The following is a 16,920-nucleotide window of genomic DNA, read 5'->3' on the forward strand; positions in this document are numbered from 1 at the left end:
AAACCCGCTCCAAAAACCGGCGGCAAAGATAGCACGAAAGCCGGGCTATCGCCTCAATTACCTTGCGCCGCCACGACGTTTCAGCGCTGCCAGCCCGGCTCTGCCAAGTGCGAACAAGGCATGGATGGCGACCCAGGGATCGATCAGGTAATCCCATAGGTTGGCGGACTCATAGCCGCCCAGCGCCCAGGCCGACACAGCCAATGCGAGCCCCAGCACGATCAAGCCGTTCCCGCGCACCCAGTGCCACAGGGCCAACAGCAGCAGCGCCGCCAAGGCAGCGTAGCCGCCGTAGCCCAGCCGGTACGGATCGAAGCTACCGAGCCCCATGGCCGCAGGGTACAAGGCCAGCGCGGCCCCGGCCACCAGCAGCAACAGACCCTGCCGCTGCGGATGTGCCCGGCTGAGCAAGGTCAGGCCGAGCAACAGCAAGGAAGTCACGCTCAAGTCGCCCGACACACCACGCACATAGCCCGCCAGGGACAGATCGCTGACCGGCAGCAGGGCCAGTGCCATGATGCCGGCGACCAGCCAGCTCCTGGCCACGGCAAAGCGTGAGATCAGGGGCAAGCGACTGAGCATCACGCCCAGCGCGAACGCCACGCCGGCCAGTCCGGTGAGGTCGGTGTAGGCCATCATGGCGCGGCCTCGCGCAAACGTTGCTCGATCCAGGCCGTATCGAAATGCAGATGCTTGATGAACACCCGATTCCAGGTGTAAAGCAGGTGGAAGTCGCCCGCGCGGGTCTGTATCAGATAAGGGTAGGAGAACTCGAAGTTGCAGGCACCGCCGCTCTGTACCTTGACCCTGGCCGAATCACGGTACCCAGCGTACACCTCGGGCGCGGCATGCGCCACGGCCAAGTCCGATTGCCGCAATGCCGCGTCGATGCGCGGTTCGCACGCCGCCGCTTGCCCGCGCTGATCTTCCAACACCTGCACCACACGCCAGCTCGCCCCCTGATCCGCCGACAGCATCAGCGACAGGCTGTCGCGTCCCGCTTGCTGATTGTTGAGCGCAGCCAGCCAGCGACCGTCGGCCAGCACCACGGCGCTCAAGGCCGCATCGGGATTGGGCAGCGCCGAAGCGACCGGTGCGCTCCAGTGTTGACCGCCATCCTGCGTGCTCATCGTTCTGGCGCGGCGCGGTGCCTCGCTGCCGGAATAGCGCGTCAGTACCGTCGCGCGCTGCGCGTCCTGCACCAGCAGCACCGGCTGCAAGCTGCCCTGCCCCCCCGCCGCCAGCCGCTGCTTGTCAATCACCGTGCCATGCCTATCCAGACGCAGCAACTCGGCAAATTTGCTGAACGACTCGTGGTACACCGGCAAGCCCAGCGTGCCGTCGGCGTACAGAAAGGGCGCGCCCTTGACCAGAGTGCTGATGTTGGCGAAGGGCGAGGTAATCAGGCGGCGCGGCGCGCTCCAGCTCAGACCTTCGTCATCCGAGCTGATCGCCGTGATCGAACTGCCCGCCCAACCGCCCAGCGAGACGGTGACGTAATACAGCCACAGCCGCCCGTCGGCGGTACGCGCGGGCACCGGATTGCCGACCTTGCTGACGTAACGATGCAGCCCGTGCTGCGTGGATTCCCGGCTGGCCACCACGGTCTCCTTGCCCCAACGGCCAAGCTGCGGATCGAACACCGCGCTGTGGATGGTCACGTCCGCCGCGCCCTCGCGGCTGCCGGAGAACCAGAACGCCCGCACCGTGCCGTCCTTCAATTCGATGGCGGACGCGGCGTGGACCTGGGTGTGCAACTTGGAGGAAGCGAATCGGCTCTCAACATGAGCCGTGGTCGCCGCGATGTGGGTTGCTGGTGCAGGGACGAACGCCGCCACGCCAGGGAAACTGCCCGCCTTGAGGAAAGCTGCGCCGAAGGCGACCGCCAGCAAGATCAACAGTGCCCGATTCCGCCGCATCAACGACACGCCTCGCGCAGCGGCTGGGCGGGCGCGGCCTGCGGCGCAACCAGCAACAGCTCCTTGACGAACAGCAATTGGAACACCTCGCCGCGCAACATGCGCTTGATCTCGTCCGAACTGTGGCGGCTGCGCAGCTCCAAACGCTGGCCCAACACCTGACAGCCGGGACAGTCGGCATCAAGCGGGAGTTGTACGGCGAACAGCGCGTAGTTCGACGACAGTTCGGCCACGCCCAGCGATGGCAGCGCTTCGTAGCCATGCACCTTGGCACCCGGCAACAGGAAGCGGTAACCCTCGTCCACCGCGCGGAAATTGCACGGTACCCACACGTCCCGGCCCTGCACTTGGCGCTGCGTCTCCGCACTGAAACTGCCGCGCGCGCCGTCGAACGGACTCAGGAAAGCGGCCAGACTCAGCGTCACCAGCAACACGACCACGTTGACCACGGCGCGAACATGGCGCGCGGAGAACAGACCGAACAGCAGCAGCGCCGCCGTGGTCGCCAACAGCAACCAGAATCCCGCCGAGTACAGGCCGCCCACCTCGTGCTGCAAGCGCACGGCCAGGAACGCCAGCAAACCCGACACGGCTGCGGCGAACAGCAGGCTGGCGACGAAGAAACCGCGATGGATGCGCGGCCAGTGCAACGCGCAGATCACCGCCAGCCCCGGCATTGCGTCCAGCAGATAGCGCGCCGAGCGCTGGCTGGGCGCGCAAAACACGATGAACAGCGCGAACATCCAGATCCACAACATGGTTTCGGCAGCACCCAGCCGACCGCGCTGCGACCAGGCCACGAAGAACACCGCCGCCACCGGGAACGCCAGCAGACCGGCGTTCATGGGATAGCCGACCAGCAGCGCCCACACGCTGCTGCCGCCCCACAACAGATTGGCCAGATAGCCCTGACCGCGCGCGCCGAACTTGCCCGCGTTCTCGCCGACCACGAACTCCTGCCAGATGGCGCGTGGATCGGGATCGAGCGCGAACCACAGGCTGAACAGCACCAGCGCCACGGCCAGCGTCAGCACGATCTTGCCCGCATCCTCCGTCAGGAAGCGCCGCACGCGGTAGCCGCGCCGGTGCAGATACCACCAAGCCAAAGCCAGACCGACCGGTGCGATCAGGGCGAACGATTTGTACAGCAGGCCGATGCCGATCTGAATGCCCAGCAGCAGCGGCAGCCGCCAGCGCGAGTCGAACGCGACCGACTGCCAGTACAGCAAGGTGAAGAACGGCAGGAAGAACCAGAACACTTCCGGCGGATTGACCAGGAACGGGCGACCAAAGCGGTAGGTGCTGAAGAAGGCTAGAAAGGTCAGCGCGGCGATGTAGCCGGTCTCGGTGGGCGAGACCTCGCCCGGCCCGCTGCGCTGTTGCGCCAGTCGCCGCGCCAGCAGAAAGACCAGCAACGCCGTCAGCAAGGTGTAGATCACGCTGGGGTAGCGCAACTGCCACAAGCTCCAGTCCGCGCCCCCGTGGGTGGCGGCGATGCCCTGCCAGAACAGCAGCGGCGGCTTGGTGTTGCGCATGTGGTCGAGTTCGGATTGCAGCGGCAGCCAGTGTCCGCTGGCCGCCGTTAGCCGCGTGATGTGGGCATAGACCAGTTCATCGCCGTTTTTGGGGATGTGCGGGCTGCCCAGCCCGTAAAGATAGACGCACACCGCCAGCGCGGTGGCCAGCAGATACCAGGTCAAACGCCGGGTGCTCATGCGGGCTAGTCCGGCTTCCGTGCGGCAGCTTTCCGCAGCAGCTTGACGCGCCCGAAGGTCCAGAGATCGTTGAGGATGAAGTTGAGCACGCTGGTCAAGCCGATGGCGATGACATTGGCCACCTGATAGTAGAAGTGCGGCGCGAGCAGGTTGGTGAACAGCATCTGCAACACGATGCTCAGCCAGCACGCCAGCGTGTATTGCCCGAACTGGTACAGCCAGGAGCGATGATGGTGCTGGGTGCGGTCAGCCCAGGTCCACAGCCGGTTCCAGAAGAAATTGTTGACCGTGGCGAAGAAGATCGCCAGCACCAGCGACAGGTTGAGCCGCAACTCCGGCGACTGCACGGCATGGAACAGATGTTCCTGCGCCAGGTACAGCATGCCGAGGTTGACCACCGTACCCGACGCGCCCACCGTGCCGAACTTGAGGAAGCGGCGCGACAGTATCCGGCGCAACAGTGAGGCGAACGACATGCGCAAGCGCAAGGCCGAACTCATGCGCCCCGCCCGGCTTGCAGCAACTCACGGGCACGCGCCAGCACCTGCTCGGGCGAGATCTGTTTGAGGCACTGGTTGTTGCCGTCACACGGCGAGTTGCGGTGATTGTAGGCGGTGAGACAGGGCGAGCAGGACAGCGCCGTGTACAGGCAATGGATGTTGGGGGCGAGCGGGCTGTACAGCGCGGGTGTCTCCGGGCCGAAGAACACCAGCGTGGGCAAACGCGTCAGCGCGGAGAACTGGCCGGGGCCGCCATCGTTGGTGATGAGCAGGTCGGCATGGTTGAAGATCGCCAGCAGGTGACGCACCGAGCGGGTGTAGCCGGTGAGGTCGATGCAGTGCGGGTGCGCACAATGCGCCACGATGGACTGCGCCAGCGGCTTGGCATCCGGCAGGCCGATCAGGGCGACCGCGTACCCTTCGCGCAACAGCGCCGCGCACAGCTCCTTGTAATACTCGGGCGGCCAGGCGCGGATCGGCAACAGCCCGCCGTCGGGATAGACCAGCACCAGCTGCTTGCCCGCCAACACGGGGAAATCGCCCAGCAGCTTGCTCCCCACCTGCTCCAGCTCGCCCTCGGCGAAGGTCAGCAGGGGCGGTGGCTGCAACTCGGCGGCGGCGGCTTTGGCGACCGGCGTGCCGCCGGAACCGATGGCGGCAACCATGGTCAGGAACTGCTGCGACAGATGGCGGTAGGGGTTGTACATCACCGGGCGCGTCATGTAGCTGCCGCGATACAAGCCTTCCTGCGTGTGCGGATAGAAGCCGACGCGAATGGGCGCGCCAGACAGATAGGTGAAGATGCTGCTCACCCGCGTGAACAGCTCGCAGTCGATCACCACGTCGAACTTGAGCCTGCGCATGGTGCGTATCGCGTTCAGCGCGTCGCCCGCGAAGCCGCCCAGCGACTTGTCGTTGATGGTGATGACGTGTTCCGGCGGCATCACGCCGAGCAGGTCGAGCACCTCGCGGTTTTTGGCAAACATCAGGATGTGCAGCGAAGCGTCGGGGTACTGCGCCTTGAGTTTGGCGAACATCGGCTGCGCCAACACCAGACTGCCCATCTCCGACAACAGCACGATCAGTATCCGCTTAGGCTGCGCCGGTTCGGCGCGACCGAACAGCGCGGTGCGCAGGCGCTCGTAACCGGAGAGCAAGGCACAGACGGGAACCCCGACCAGTCGGTCCAGCGTGCGTTGGAGGTTGATGTTCAATGGGAATCCAGTTTTCGAGAGTCCGCCGGACATGCTGCAGACCAGCACCCGGCGCGGGCGCGATTATCGGCGAAAGCGCAGCAATTCACAATGCGGCTACGCTGCCGAAGCCGATGTGCCCATCATCCCGGCCACCACGATGCCCGCTTCGTACAGCAGCCACAGCGGCATCGCCAGCATGAACTGGGACACCACGTCGGGCGGGGTGAAGATGGCGCCGACGACGAAGGCACCGACGATGACGTAGGGGCGGATCTCCTTGAGTTTGGCGATGGTGACGAAGCCCATCTTGACCAGCACCACGACCACCACCGGCACCTGGAACGCCAGTCCGAAGGCGACGAACATGGACAGCACAAAGCTCAGGTATTTGTCGATGTCGGTCATCACCGCCACGCCCACCGGGGCCGAGGCCGTGATGAAGCCGAACACCACGGGGAACACCGCGAAATAGGCGAAAGCCATGCCGCAGAAGAACAGCATCAGACTGGAGGCGACCAGCGGGAACACCCATTTCTTCTCGTGCTCGTACAGGCCGGGGGCGATGAAACGCCAGATTTGATACAGGATGTAGGGCAACGCGATCAGGAAAGCCGCCATCAGTGCCACCTTGAGTGGCACAAAGAACGGCGTGGTCACGTCGGTAGCGATCATCTGGCCACCCTTGGGCAGTTTGGCCAGCAGTGGGTGCGCCAGCACGGCGTATAGATCAGCCGCCCACGGGAACAGGCAAACGAACACCAGCAGCAAGGCCACGACCGAATTGAGCAGGCGATTGCGCAGCTCGATCAGGTGGGAGATGAAGCTCTCACTGGTACTCATCAATCGATTGGGAATTTTTGCTGCTGGGGCGAGGGACTGGGCTGCAGCTCAAAGGTCTCAACAGCCTGCACCTGGGGCACGGCGGTCGTGGCAGCTCGGTTGACCGATTCCACCTGCTGATCCAGCGTCTGAGTGATCTGGCGGGCGGAGGCTTCGACTGCGGTGGCTTCCTGCTGCACTTTCTCTCTCAACTGCCGCATCTCTTCCATCGCCAGATCGCGGCTGATGTCGTTCTTGATGCCGTTGATGTAGCGCTGGGCGCGTCCCCACAACAGCCCCATCGTGCGCGCCACCTTGGGCAGTCGCTCGGGGCCGATGACGATGAGGGCGACCACCAGAATCACCATCATCTCGGACAAGCCTACGTCGAACATCGCGTGTCGCTAGCTCAGCTGTTGGAGTGCGTCTTGCTCTTCACTTCGCCTTCGATGGTCTGGCCACCCTTCTGCTCGACTTGAGGCGCAGCCGCTTCTTCGCCGGTCTTCATGCCTTCCTTGAAACCCTTTACCGCGCCGCCCAGATCTTCGCCGATGTTGCGCAGTTTTTTGGTGCCAAATATCAAAACCACCACCAGCAATACGATCAACCAATGACCAATACTCAATCCGCCCATTCTTCTCTCCTTGAATTACGTTTCACTCACTAAGACTTTCGAAGTTCCGCTACGTTTGGCCACTTTGTAAACGCGAAAATCCACACACCCAAAATGTTAACTAACGGTAGAAAGCCGATAATTGACCACCATCCTGAAAACCCAGCTTTGCTGAGAATTTTTACAATAGGGATTATCTGGGCCAACAAGAGCAACACGACCAGCCAATGCCAAATGCTCATGGAACCCATTTCTCTCTCCTCGATTAACTACGTTTGACCATGGGCGGGATGTTGCCGCCGCCGATGATGTGTACATGCAAATGGAACACTTCCTGCCCGCCGCCCTTGCCGGTGTTGATGACGGTGCGGAAGCCGTTGTCCAGCCCCTGCTCCTTAGCCAGTTTCGGCGCCAGCGTCAGCATCTTGCCCAGCAAGGCGGCATGGCTGTCGTCGGCCTCGGCCAGCGAAACCAGATGCAGCTTGGGGATCAGCAAGAAATGCACCGGCGCGACCGGATTGATGTCGTGGAAGGCGAACAGCTCGTCGTCCTCATACACCTTGCGCGACGGGATGTCGCCGCGCGCGATCTTGCAGAAGATACAGTTATCGCTCATTTTCGGCTCGCCTTTTCGGTGATGCCCGACACGCCCTCGCGGCGCGCCAGTTCGTTGAGGATGTCGTCGCTGCTCAGCCCCTTGTGCGCCAGCAGCACCAAGGTGTGGAACCACAGATCAGCCACTTCGTACACCAGATGCGCGTTGTCGCCGTCCTTGGCCGCCAGCAACACCTCGCCCGCCTCCTCGATCACCTTCTTCAGAATCGCGTCGTCGCCCTTGGCGTACAGCTTGGCGACATAAGACGAATCCGCCGCCGCGCCCTTGCGCGACTCCAGCGTTTCGGTCAGTCGTTGCAGAATCTCACTCATCCCTTAAACCCCGTCATTCCCGTGAAAACGGGAATCCAGCAAAACAAACACTCCGCGCAGCGGACAAACCGAGCCTTGCCCCGCTACGCGGGAACTTTCAAACACCCGAATTCCCGTATTCACGGGAATGACGGCACAGAGGCTCATTTCTTGTAGATCTCGTCCGGGTTCTTCAACACGGCATCGGTCGCCAGCCAGCGGTCGCCTTCCAGCTTGCTGTAGAAACAGCTCTCGCGCCCAGTGTGGCAGGCGATGCCGCCCTGCTGTTCGATTTGCAACAGGATCACGTCCTGGTCGCAATCGGTGCGTATCTCGCTCACCTTCTGGATATGGCCTGACTCTTCGCCCTTGTGCCACAGCTTCTTGCGCGAACGCGACCAGTACACCGCCTCGCCCTTCTCCGCCGTCTGCTTCAACGCCTCGCGATTCATCCACGCCACCATCAGCACACGACCCGTCGCGGCATCCTGCGCGATGGCAGGAACGAGGCCGTCGTCCGACCAGTTGACCTTGTTGAGCCAGTTATCACTCATAGCCTGACTTCAATCCCTTGGGCAGCCATATATTCTTTTGCCTGCTGCACGGTGTATTCGCCGAAGTGGAAGATACTGGCAGCGAGCACGGCATCCGCTCCGCCGAGCTTCACGCCGTCGGCCAGATGTTGCAGATTGCCGACGCCGCCGCTGGCGATGACAGGGATCTCCAGCGCGTCGGTCACCGCGCGGGTTAGGCCGAGGTCGAAGCCTTTTTTCTGGCCGTCCTGATCCATGCTGGTGAGCAGAATCTCGCCTGCACCCAGCGTCTGCATCTTTTTCGCCCACTCGATGGCATCCAGCCCGGTGGCTTTGCGGCCACCGTGAGTGAACACTTCCCACTGGCCCGGCGCGGTCTGTTTCGCGTCGATGGCGACGACGATGCACTGCGAGCCGTAGCGCGCGGCGGCATCGGCCACCAGTTGCGGGTTGACCACGGCGGAGGTGTTGATGCTGACCTTGTCGGCCCCGGCGTTGAGCAGGTTACGCACGTCCTGCACCTCGCGCACACCGCCACCCACCGTCAACGGGATGAACACCTGGGAGGCGACCTGCTCGATGATGCGGAAGATGATGCCGCGATCATCCGAACTGGCGGTGATGTCGAGGAAGGTGAGTTCGTCCGCACCTTGGTCGTCATAGCGCTTGGCGATCTCGACCGGGTCGCCCGCATCGCGCAGTTCGACGAAGCTGACGCCCTTGACGACGCGACCGGCGGTCACGTCCAGACAGGGGATGATGCGCTTGGCTAACATCAGAGCGGCAGCGGCGGCGACAGCTCGTCGGCCAACGATTGCGCGGCACGGAAATCCAGCGTGCCTTCGTAGATGGCACGACCAGTGATCGCGCCCATGATGCCTTCGCTCTCGACTTCGCACAGCCTGCGCATGTCGTCCAGATTGGTGATGCCGCCGCTGGCGATGACCGGGATGTGCAGCGGACGCGCCAGTTCCACGGTGGCTTCGATGTTCACGCCGGACAACATGCCGTCGCGGCCAATGTCGGTGTAGATGATGGCTTCCACGCCGTAGCCCTCGAAGCGCTTGGCCAGGTCGCACACCTCATGGCCGGTCAGTTTGGACCAGCCGTCCACCGCCACTTTGCCGCCCTTGGCATCCAGACCGACCATCACATGGCCGGGGAAAGCATCGCAGGCTTCGTGCAAGAAACCGGGCACCTTGACGGCGGCGGTGCCGATGATGACGTAACTGATGCCGATGTCGAGGTAGCGCTCGATCGTGTCCAGGTCGCGGATGCCGCCGCCGAGTTGCACCGGCACGTCGTCGCCGACCGCCTTGACGATGGCGCGGATGGCCTCCTCGTTCTTGGGTTTGCCGGCGAACGCGCCGTTCAGGTCAACCAGATGCAGGCGACGTGCGCCTTGCGCCAACCAGTGTTGCGCCATGGCCGCAGGGTCATCGGAGAACACCGTCGCGCCCTCCATCTCGCCCTGTTTGAGGCGCACACACTGTCCATCTTTCAAATCAATCGCAGGAATAATCAACATGGCAAGAATCTTCGGTTAAAGCGGGTTCCAGTGAACGAAATTTTGCAGCAGTTTCAGCCCTGCCGCATGGCTTTTTTCCGGGTGGAATTGCACCGCGAACAGCTTGTCACGCGCCACGGCGCAGACGAACGGTTGCGGGTAGTCGCTGGTGGCCTGAGCCAGAGCGACATCAGTCGGCACCACATAGTAACTGTGGACGTAGTAGAAACGGGCATCCTGAGGGATGCCGTCCCACAAAGCGTGTTCAGCGTGCTTGACCGAGTTCCAGCCCATGTGTGGCACTTTGAGCTTGCCGCCTTGGGCATCGCGCAGCTCATGGGCGAAGCGCACCACCTCGCCAGACAGCACGCCCAAGCCGGGCACGTCGCCTTCGGCGCTATGTTCGAACAACATCTGCAAACCGATGCAGATGCCGAGGAAGGGTTTGCTCTGCGCGGCTTCCAGCACGGCAGCACGCAGGCCGCGCGCATCCAGTTCGCGCATGCAGTCCGGCATCGCGCCTTGGCCGGGGAACACCACGCGCTCGGCAGCCATCACCACGGCGGGGTCGTCGGTCACCACGATGTCACGGTCGGGCGCGACATGGCGCAGGGCCTGTTCGACCGAGCGCAAATTGCCCATGCCGTAATCGATGATCGCGATCTGGCCCATTGCTTACAGCGTGCCCTTGGTGGAAGGCATCACGCCCGCCATGCGCGGATCAGCCTCGACCGCCATGCGCAGCGCACGTCCGAAAGCCTTGAACACGGTCTCGGCCTGATGGTGGGCGTTGCAGCCTGCCAGGTTGTCGATGTGCAAGGTCACCAGCGCATGGTTGATGAAGCCCTGGAAGAACTCATGCACCAGATCGACCTCGAACGCGCCGATGCTGCCGCGCACGAAATCGACATTGAATACCAGCCCAGGACGACCAGACAGATCCAGCACCACGCGCGACAGCGCCTCGTCTAGCGGCACGTAGGCGTGGCCGTAGCGACGGATGCCCTTCTTGTCGCCTATGGCTTTAGCGAACGCCTGTCCCAGCGTGATGCCGATGTCCTCGACGGTGTGGTGCGCGTCGATGTGCAGGTCGCCCTTGGCCTGAATCTCGATGTCGATCAAGCCGTGGCGGGCGATCTGGTCCAGCATGTGTTCAAGGAAGGGCACGCCCGTGGCGAAACTGGCCTTGCCGGTGCCGTCCAGATTGATGGAGACGCTGATCTGCGTTTCCAGAGTGTTGCGGGTCACTTGCGCGGTACGCATGATGTGTCCTTATGCCGATTGATGGAGGCTGTCTTGCAGCGCCCGGATGAATGCTTCGTTCTCCGCCTGACTGCCCACCGTCACCCGCAGGCAATCGGTCAGCGCCGGGTGGCCGCCGTCCAGATTCTTGATGAGCACGCCGCGCGCCTTGATGCGCTCGCAGACCTGGGTCGCGCTGGCAACGCGGAACAGGATGAAGTTGGCTTCGCTATGCCAGGCGCGCACATCCACGGTGCCGACCAAGCGCTCGTACAGCCACAAACGGTCGCGCTTGATCTGCTCGGCCTGCGCCAGCAGCACGTCGTGATTCTCCAGCAGCTTTTCCGCGACCAGTTGCGGCAACACGCCGACGTTGTAGGGCAGGCGCAGCTTCTCCAATTCAGCCAGCCAAGGTGTCGGCCCGGCCAGAAAACCCAGCCGCAGCCCGGCCATCCCCAGCTTGGAGAACGTACGCATCACCAGCAGATTGGGGAATTCGCCCAGACGCGGCAAAAAGCTGTCGCGCGCGAAGGCGTAATACGCCTCGTCCACCACCACCAAACCCGGCGTGGCGCGGATGATGGCCTCGACCGCAGCGGCATCGAACAGGTTGCCCGTGGGATTGTTGGGGTAAGCCAGGAATACCAGCGCCGGTTGATGCTGCTCGATAGCGGCCAGCATGGCGGGCAGGTCGAGCTCAAAATCCTCGGTCAGCGGCACGCCGACGTAGTTCAGCCCGGTGAACACGGAGATCATCTTGTACATCACGAACGATGGCTCGACGGAGAGCAGAGTCGCACCCGGCTTGGCCACCGCCATCGCCAGCAGCTGGATGATCTCGTCGGAGCCATTGCCCAGCAGGATGTCCATGTCGGACGGCAAACCGGCGACACGGCGGATGGCTTGCTTCAAGGTGGCCGCCGAAGCATCGGGATAACGGTTGATCGCCGCCTCTGCCGTCAGTTGCGCGATCTCGGCGCGCAACTCGGGCGGCAGCGGATACGGATTTTCCATCGCATCCAGCTTGACCATGCCGCTGCTGGGCGGCACATGGTAGGCGCGCAAAGCCAGCAGCTCCGGGCGCAGCAAGGTTGCAGGGGTCACGGCAGATTCAGCGGAAGACATGGGATAAGAACTCTGGAAAACAGCGGCATTCTACCTGAATCAGGCGTTTGCGTAAGCGCAGAAAGCAACGCTGCAGACCGGCCGATCCTTGCCCTGATCGACCTCGCCCGCACCCCGCCACCTGCGCCCTCACCTCCGGGGCGCACATATGCTGCTGTCGCGGCCCATATCGCGCAGCCCCTTCCGGCAGCGCTCACACCCGCCCCCGGAGGTGGCAGTCGGGTGGGCAGGTTGCACCCCGCGTCGGCCCTGTAGTAATCTGTCGCCTCGCCGAAATCGTGCGCCCACCAAGGAACTCCGTCCTCCAATGACTAGCGAAAAGCTGCGCGTATTACTGGTAGAGAGCTCGCCCGGCGATGCTCAGAAGGTGCTGGCCAAGCTGGCCGCCGGGGGCTATGAGGTCGAATCTCATCAGGTAGACACTGCCGAAGGCATGAAATTCGCGCTGGCGGAGCATCCGCTGGACCTGATCCTGTGCAGTTACGATCCGCCCGGGTTCGGCGGTTTGGAGGCACTGCATCTGCTGCAAGATGCCCGCATCGATCTGCCATTCCTGTTCCTGTCCCACGATCTGCGCGAGAAGACCATCATCGATGCCATGCGCTCGGGGGCCGACGATTTCATCCTCAAGGGCAGCCTGAACCGCCTGGCTTCCGCCATCGAACACAACCTGCGCGAAGCCCGCATCCGCCGGGAACACCGTAATGCGCAACTGGCCCTGCAAGAGAACCAGATCCGGCTGCACGCTTTCATCGCCAACCTGCCCGGACTCGCTTACCAGATCCTGCGGACCGAGGACGGAAAATTGCATTTCCCCTATGTCAGTGAAGGAGCTCTGGCCTTGCTCGGCATCAGCCACGAGGTCCTGGAACAGGACAGCGATGTCTTCCACCAGATGCTGCATCTGGATGATCGCGCCAGCTACTTCGAAGCCATGCAACTATCCTTCCAGCAGATGAGCTTCTGGAACTGGGAGGGCCGCATCCTGCTGCCCCCCGACAACGAAGTGAAATGGATCAACTTGCGCTGTACGCCGCGCCTGCTCGAAACCAGCAACGTGCTGTGGGAAGGCATCATGTTCAACATCACCCAGAGCAAACAGGCCGAGATCGAGCTGAACCATTCGCGCGAGCAGCTACGGGCGCTGTCCATGCACGTCCAGGACGTGCGGGAAGAGGAGCGCCTGAACATCGCCCGGGAAGTGCATGACAACCTCGGCAGCCTGCTCACCGCGATCAAGCTGGACATCGCCTGGCTGGGCGGGCGCATGAGTGGCGAAGGCCACAAACTCGCCGAGAAGGCGAGAGACATCGAGACCACCACCGACAAGTGCATCGCCGCCGCGCGCGACATCTCGCGCACTTTGCGCCCCAGCGTACTGGACAATTTCGGCATCGCTGCCGCCATCGAGATGGAGGCCGACGAGTTCTGCCGCCGCACCGGCATTCCGTGCAAGCTGGAACGGATGGACGATGTGGTCGACCTGTCGCCCGACGTGTCGATCGCCTTGTTCCGCATCTTGCAGGAGGCACTCAACAACATCATCAAACACGCCCGTCGCGCCAATGAGGTCCGGGTGCAACTCATCAACGGGGTCGAATGCATAGACCTGATCGTCAGTGACAATGGTTGCGGCATCGCCCAGCGGGACCGGCAGAAACCGCGCTCCTTTGGCCTGCGCGGCATCCAGGAGCGGGTGTCGCACTTTGGCGGCGACCTGCGCATCGACAGCGCTCCCGGTAAAGGCACCACCCTCTCGGTCTGCATCCCGCACAATCCCAAGCCGCACGACTTGACCACGATCACCTTGCACCAGCAGGCTTTGTTCTAAGGACCATCATGCAAAACACCGTCAAAATCCTCGTCGTCGATGACCACGCCATCCTGCGCAAGGGCTTGAAACAGATCCTCGATGACACGCCCGACCTGCGCGTCACCGCCGAAGCCGGCAGCGGCATCGAGGCGATCCAGAAAGTGCAGAGCGAGCCGTTCGACATGGTGTTGCTGGACATAAGCATGCCGGACAAGCATGGTATCGATGTGCTCAAACAGATCAAACAGATCCATCCCAACCTGCCGGTGCTGATGCTGAGCATGCACGCCGAAGACCAGTACGCGCTGCGCTCGATCAAGACCGGCGCGGCGGGCTACCTCAACAAGCAGAGCGCCCCGGCCCAACTGGTCACCGCCATCCGCCAGGTCGCCAGCGGCAAAAAATACATCAGCAGCGAACTGGCGGAACAGCTAGCCGAAGGCTTGACTCAGGGCTACCAAGAGCTGCTGCACCAAAAACTGTCCAACCGCGAATACCAGACCCTGTGCCTGATGGCCTCGGGCAAGACGCTCACCGAGATCGGCGAGGCCATGTCGCTCAGCGTCAAGACCGTCAGCGTGTACCGCGCGCGCCTGCTGGAAAAGATGAACCTGCGCAACAATGCCGAGGCGATCCACTACGCCATCAGCAACCACCTGCTCGAATAGGCGCAAGCCCCAGAGCATCCTTACGGCCAGGAAGAGCCAGCCATGGGCCATGAGGAAGTCGCCACCAGCTCGTATCAGGAGGCGATCCGGCTGACTCCCGACAACGCGCAGCACAGGGCAACCTCAGTAAATCCCGGCGAGACAGCCGAAGAATAGCCCGGTATTTCCTGCCTATTCATCGCATGGGCGCGGGGCGCATCGCATGAGAATGTGCGCATTGCTCAGCCTCAGGCCAAACCAATGAACAACCCGTCCGAGATCGCCCGCGAAACGCTCAAGTTACTGGCATCACGCAAACTGGCGGCCACCCCCGCCAATTACACGCTGGTATATCAGGAGATCAGCGGTGAGCCTAACGAAACAGGCGGTGCCGAGACCATCCTGATCGGCATCGCGCAACGATTGATCAAGGAGTCCCCCAAGACCAGTCCGATCGGGAAATCGCTCAAACAGGCCCTCTCCAGCCGCGACTGGACACGCTGTCAAAACGAACTACAGCAGTTCCTGTTTCCGTCCGGCGACCAGGCCAAGCAGGCTCCGCCCTGGTCCGACCTGATACGTGACCTGCTGCGACAGCTGGAGCTCACCCACAAAGGCATCACGCTGGCACGCAAGAAGGAAGGCGTGGAGATGGTGCTGGCAAGATTCGGCACCGATCCCGTCATCCTGTCGGAGAAATTGCAAGGCCTGGTCCGCTCCTGGTCGGGGGGCGGTGCCGAATCACAAGAGGTGGTTGCGCACGAGCAGCCCCCGGCCGTGGCGGACATCACAACCTCGCCCGAGGTGCTTGCGACAGCGACTCCGGATGCAGTGAGTGCACCAGCCACGGCCCCCAATGCGCTGCTCAGCCAGCTGGCCGAGTTGCTGGCACAGACGCTGGAAAGCAACCGACAGTTCCATCCCGAACTGTCGGTTGAGATCGACGCGCTGATCGGGCAAGTGCGTACCACCCATGACCATGATCAGGTCAATCAGCTGGCCGGCAAGTTGCGGCACTTCTGGCTACGCATGGAGACGCACAGTGGCGACAAGATCAAGGTGCAGGAAGGGCTGATCAGGCTGCTCCGGCTGCTGGTGGAGAACGTCAGTGAGCTGGTTGCCGATGACAAGTGGCTGCGCGGCCAGATCGGCATGTTCCAACACATCATCGCCAACCCCATCGACAAACGCGTCATCGCCGATGCCGAGCGCAGCCTGCGCGATGCCATCATCAAGCAGGGCCTGCTGCAGCAAAGCCTGACCGATGCGAAAAGCACACTGAAGACGCTGATGTCGAGCTTCATCGACCGCTTGGGCGAGCTGACCGACAGCACTGGCGAATACCACACCAAGATGGAGAACTACAGCCAAAAGATCGGCGGTGCCGACAATCTGGTAGAACTCGGCCATATCCTCGATGACATCATGCAGGACACCCGCACAATCCAGGAGAGCGCTCTGCGTTCCCGCGACGAGTTGTTGACCACCCGCAAACAGGCCAGCGAAGCCGAGCGTCGCATCCGCGAACTGGAGGATGAGCTGGAGCACGTCAGCGAACTGGTGCGGGAAGACCAGCTCACTGGGGCACTCAACCGGCGCGGCCTGGACGAGATCATGGAGCGTGAATACAAGCGCGCCGATCGCAACCCGGCACCTATCAGCATCGCCCTGCTGGATGTGGATAACTTCAAGCGGCTGAATGACACCCTGGGACATCAGGCCGGTGACCAGGCTTTGATCCATCTTGCCACGGTCATCAAGGATGCCTTGCGGCCCAGCGATTCGGTCGGTCGCTACGGCGGCGAAGAGTTCATCATCGTGCTCCCGGATACTGCGCTGGAAGAAGGCATCGCCACGATCTCGCGCCTGCAACGCGAGTTGACCAAGCGCTATTTCATGCACAACAACGAGCGCCAGCTCATCACGTTCAGCGCTGGCATAGCCCTGCGCGGTGACGGCGAGACGGCGGACGACACCATCGCCCGTGCCGACAAGGCGATGTATCTGGCCAAGCAAACCGGCAAGAACCGCGTCGTGGCTGCAGACTGACGGTCCTCGACGAAATAACTTGGAGCAGGCTATAAAGTTTTGCGGGGTGGCACCGATAACTGAGCCAGCAGTGGTTGAAAGATTCAGCAACATCAAGCATCAACCGCCGTGAACGGTGGAGCAAACCGGAGTTTGAAACCCAAGAGTAAGGAGAACCAAAATGGCCTCTTATATCAACACCAACATCGCTGCCCTTAACGCACAACGCAACCTGTCCCAATCTCAGGGCGCGCTGAACACCTCGCTGCAACGCCTGTCTTCCGGCCTGCGCGTGAACAGCGCCAAGGACGATGCTGCAGGGCTGGCCATCGCCGAGCGTATGAACGCTCAGATCAA

The 16,920-nt window shown here is 62.4% G+C and carries 19 protein-coding genes and 1 pseudogene; 4 read left to right on the plus strand and 16 right to left on the minus strand.

Annotated elements, in window-relative coordinates; translation table 11 throughout:
• Positions 1-57: 57 nt before the first annotated feature.
• From DM08_RS08040 to hisC, 16 genes are all read right to left on the minus strand, one after another.
• A complete protein-coding gene (locus DM08_RS08040) occupies positions 58-639 on the minus strand; it encodes a hypothetical protein (RefSeq protein WP_051938005.1) in 582 nt (193 codons plus the stop codon).
• The gene (locus DM08_RS08045; protein WP_035384137.1) at positions 636-1,919 is read right to left on the minus strand and encodes a sialidase family protein; all 1,284 of its coding nucleotides are present in this window, start codon (positions 1,917-1,919) and stop codon (positions 636-638) included. Before DM08_RS08045 ends, DM08_RS08040 begins: the two co-directional genes overlap by 4 nt.
• A complete protein-coding gene (locus DM08_RS08050) occupies positions 1,919-3,634 on the minus strand; it encodes an ArnT family glycosyltransferase (RefSeq protein ID WP_035384138.1) in 1,716 nt (571 codons plus the stop codon). Before DM08_RS08050 ends, DM08_RS08045 begins: the two co-directional genes overlap by 1 nt.
• A 5-nt stretch (positions 3,635-3,639) precedes the next feature.
• A complete protein-coding gene (locus DM08_RS08055) occupies positions 3,640-4,134 on the minus strand; it encodes a GtrA family protein (protein ID WP_035384139.1) in 495 nt (164 codons plus the stop codon).
• Positions 4,131-5,348 carry a glycosyltransferase family 9 protein gene (locus DM08_RS08060; RefSeq protein ID WP_035384140.1) on the minus strand — a complete coding sequence of 406 codons (1,218 nt, stop codon included), beginning with the start codon at positions 5,346-5,348 and terminating at the stop codon, positions 4,131-4,133. The genes DM08_RS08055 and DM08_RS08060 overlap by 4 nt, the downstream gene beginning before the upstream one ends.
• A 96-nt stretch (positions 5,349-5,444) precedes the next feature.
• The gene (gene tatC / locus DM08_RS08065; RefSeq protein WP_035384141.1) at positions 5,445-6,170 is read right to left on the minus strand and encodes a twin-arginine translocase subunit TatC; all 726 of its coding nucleotides are present in this window, start codon (positions 6,168-6,170) and stop codon (positions 5,445-5,447) included.
• Positions 6,170-6,544, minus strand: coding sequence for a Sec-independent protein translocase protein TatB (gene tatB / locus DM08_RS08070; protein ID WP_051938007.1), 375 nt, complete (start codon positions 6,542-6,544; stop codon positions 6,170-6,172). Before tatB ends, tatC begins: the two co-directional genes overlap by 1 nt.
• Positions 6,545-6,558: 14 nt before the next feature.
• A complete protein-coding gene (tatA, locus tag DM08_RS08075) occupies positions 6,559-6,783 on the minus strand; it encodes a Sec-independent protein translocase subunit TatA (protein WP_035384142.1) in 225 nt (74 codons plus the stop codon).
• Between the two features lie 244 nt (positions 6,784-7,027).
• Positions 7,028-7,378, minus strand: coding sequence for a histidine triad nucleotide-binding protein (locus DM08_RS08085; RefSeq protein ID WP_035384144.1), 351 nt, complete (start codon positions 7,376-7,378; stop codon positions 7,028-7,030).
• Positions 7,375-7,689 carry a phosphoribosyl-ATP diphosphatase gene (locus DM08_RS08090; protein ID WP_035384145.1) on the minus strand — a complete coding sequence of 105 codons (315 nt, stop codon included), beginning with the start codon at positions 7,687-7,689 and terminating at the stop codon, positions 7,375-7,377. The genes DM08_RS08085 and DM08_RS08090 overlap by 4 nt, the downstream gene beginning before the upstream one ends.
• A 143-nt stretch (positions 7,690-7,832) precedes the next feature.
• Positions 7,833-8,222 (minus strand): phosphoribosyl-AMP cyclohydrolase, encoded by a 390-nt coding sequence (hisI, locus tag DM08_RS08095; protein WP_035384146.1) that lies wholly within the window; start codon positions 8,220-8,222, stop codon positions 7,833-7,835.
• Positions 8,219-8,980, minus strand: coding sequence for an imidazole glycerol phosphate synthase subunit HisF (gene hisF / locus DM08_RS08100; RefSeq protein WP_202593389.1), 762 nt, complete (start codon positions 8,978-8,980; stop codon positions 8,219-8,221). Before hisF ends, hisI begins: the two co-directional genes overlap by 4 nt.
• Positions 8,977-9,729, minus strand: a complete 753-nt coding sequence (gene hisA, locus DM08_RS08105) for a 1-(5-phosphoribosyl)-5-[(5-phosphoribosylamino)methylideneamino]imidazole-4-carboxamide isomerase (protein ID WP_035384148.1) — start codon at positions 9,727-9,729, stop codon at positions 8,977-8,979. Before hisA ends, hisF begins: the two co-directional genes overlap by 4 nt.
• 15 nt (positions 9,730-9,744) lie before the next feature.
• Complete coding sequence (gene hisH / locus DM08_RS08110) at positions 9,745-10,380, minus strand: imidazole glycerol phosphate synthase subunit HisH (protein WP_035384149.1); 636 nt, start codon at positions 10,378-10,380, stop codon at positions 9,745-9,747.
• 3 nt (positions 10,381-10,383) lie between these two features.
• Entirely contained in the window at positions 10,384-10,971 is a 588-nt protein-coding gene (hisB, locus tag DM08_RS08115; RefSeq protein ID WP_035384150.1) for an imidazoleglycerol-phosphate dehydratase HisB, read from the minus strand.
• 9 nt (positions 10,972-10,980) lie between these two features.
• The gene (gene hisC, locus DM08_RS08120; RefSeq protein ID WP_035384151.1) at positions 10,981-12,075 is read right to left on the minus strand and encodes a histidinol-phosphate transaminase; all 1,095 of its coding nucleotides are present in this window, start codon (positions 12,073-12,075) and stop codon (positions 10,981-10,983) included.
• 307 nt (positions 12,076-12,382) lie between these two features.
• On the opposite strand from hisC, the gene DM08_RS08125 reads away from it, so the two are divergent.
• From DM08_RS08125 to DM08_RS08140, 4 genes and pseudogenes are all read left to right on the plus strand, one after another.
• Positions 12,383-13,906: a hybrid sensor histidine kinase/response regulator gene (locus DM08_RS08125; RefSeq protein WP_051938009.1), complete on the plus strand. Its 1,524-nt coding sequence runs from the start codon at positions 12,383-12,385 to the stop codon at positions 13,904-13,906.
• Between the two features lie 8 nt (positions 13,907-13,914).
• Entirely contained in the window at positions 13,915-14,556 is a 642-nt protein-coding gene (locus tag DM08_RS08130) for a response regulator (protein ID WP_035384152.1), read from the plus strand.
• A gap of 240 nt (positions 14,557-14,796) precedes the next feature.
• On the plus strand, positions 14,797-16,584 hold the full coding sequence (locus DM08_RS08135) for a GGDEF domain-containing protein (RefSeq protein ID WP_035384153.1): 1,788 nt from the start codon (positions 14,797-14,799) through the stop codon (positions 16,582-16,584).
• Between the two features lie 160 nt (positions 16,585-16,744).
• Positions 16,745-16,920 (plus strand): annotated as a pseudogene (locus DM08_RS08140) (flagellin FliC); the annotation flags it as partial.

Source organism: Ferriphaselus sp. R-1, from assembly GCF_000746095.1.
Lineage (GTDB): Bacteria > Pseudomonadota > Gammaproteobacteria > Burkholderiales > Gallionellaceae > Ferriphaselus.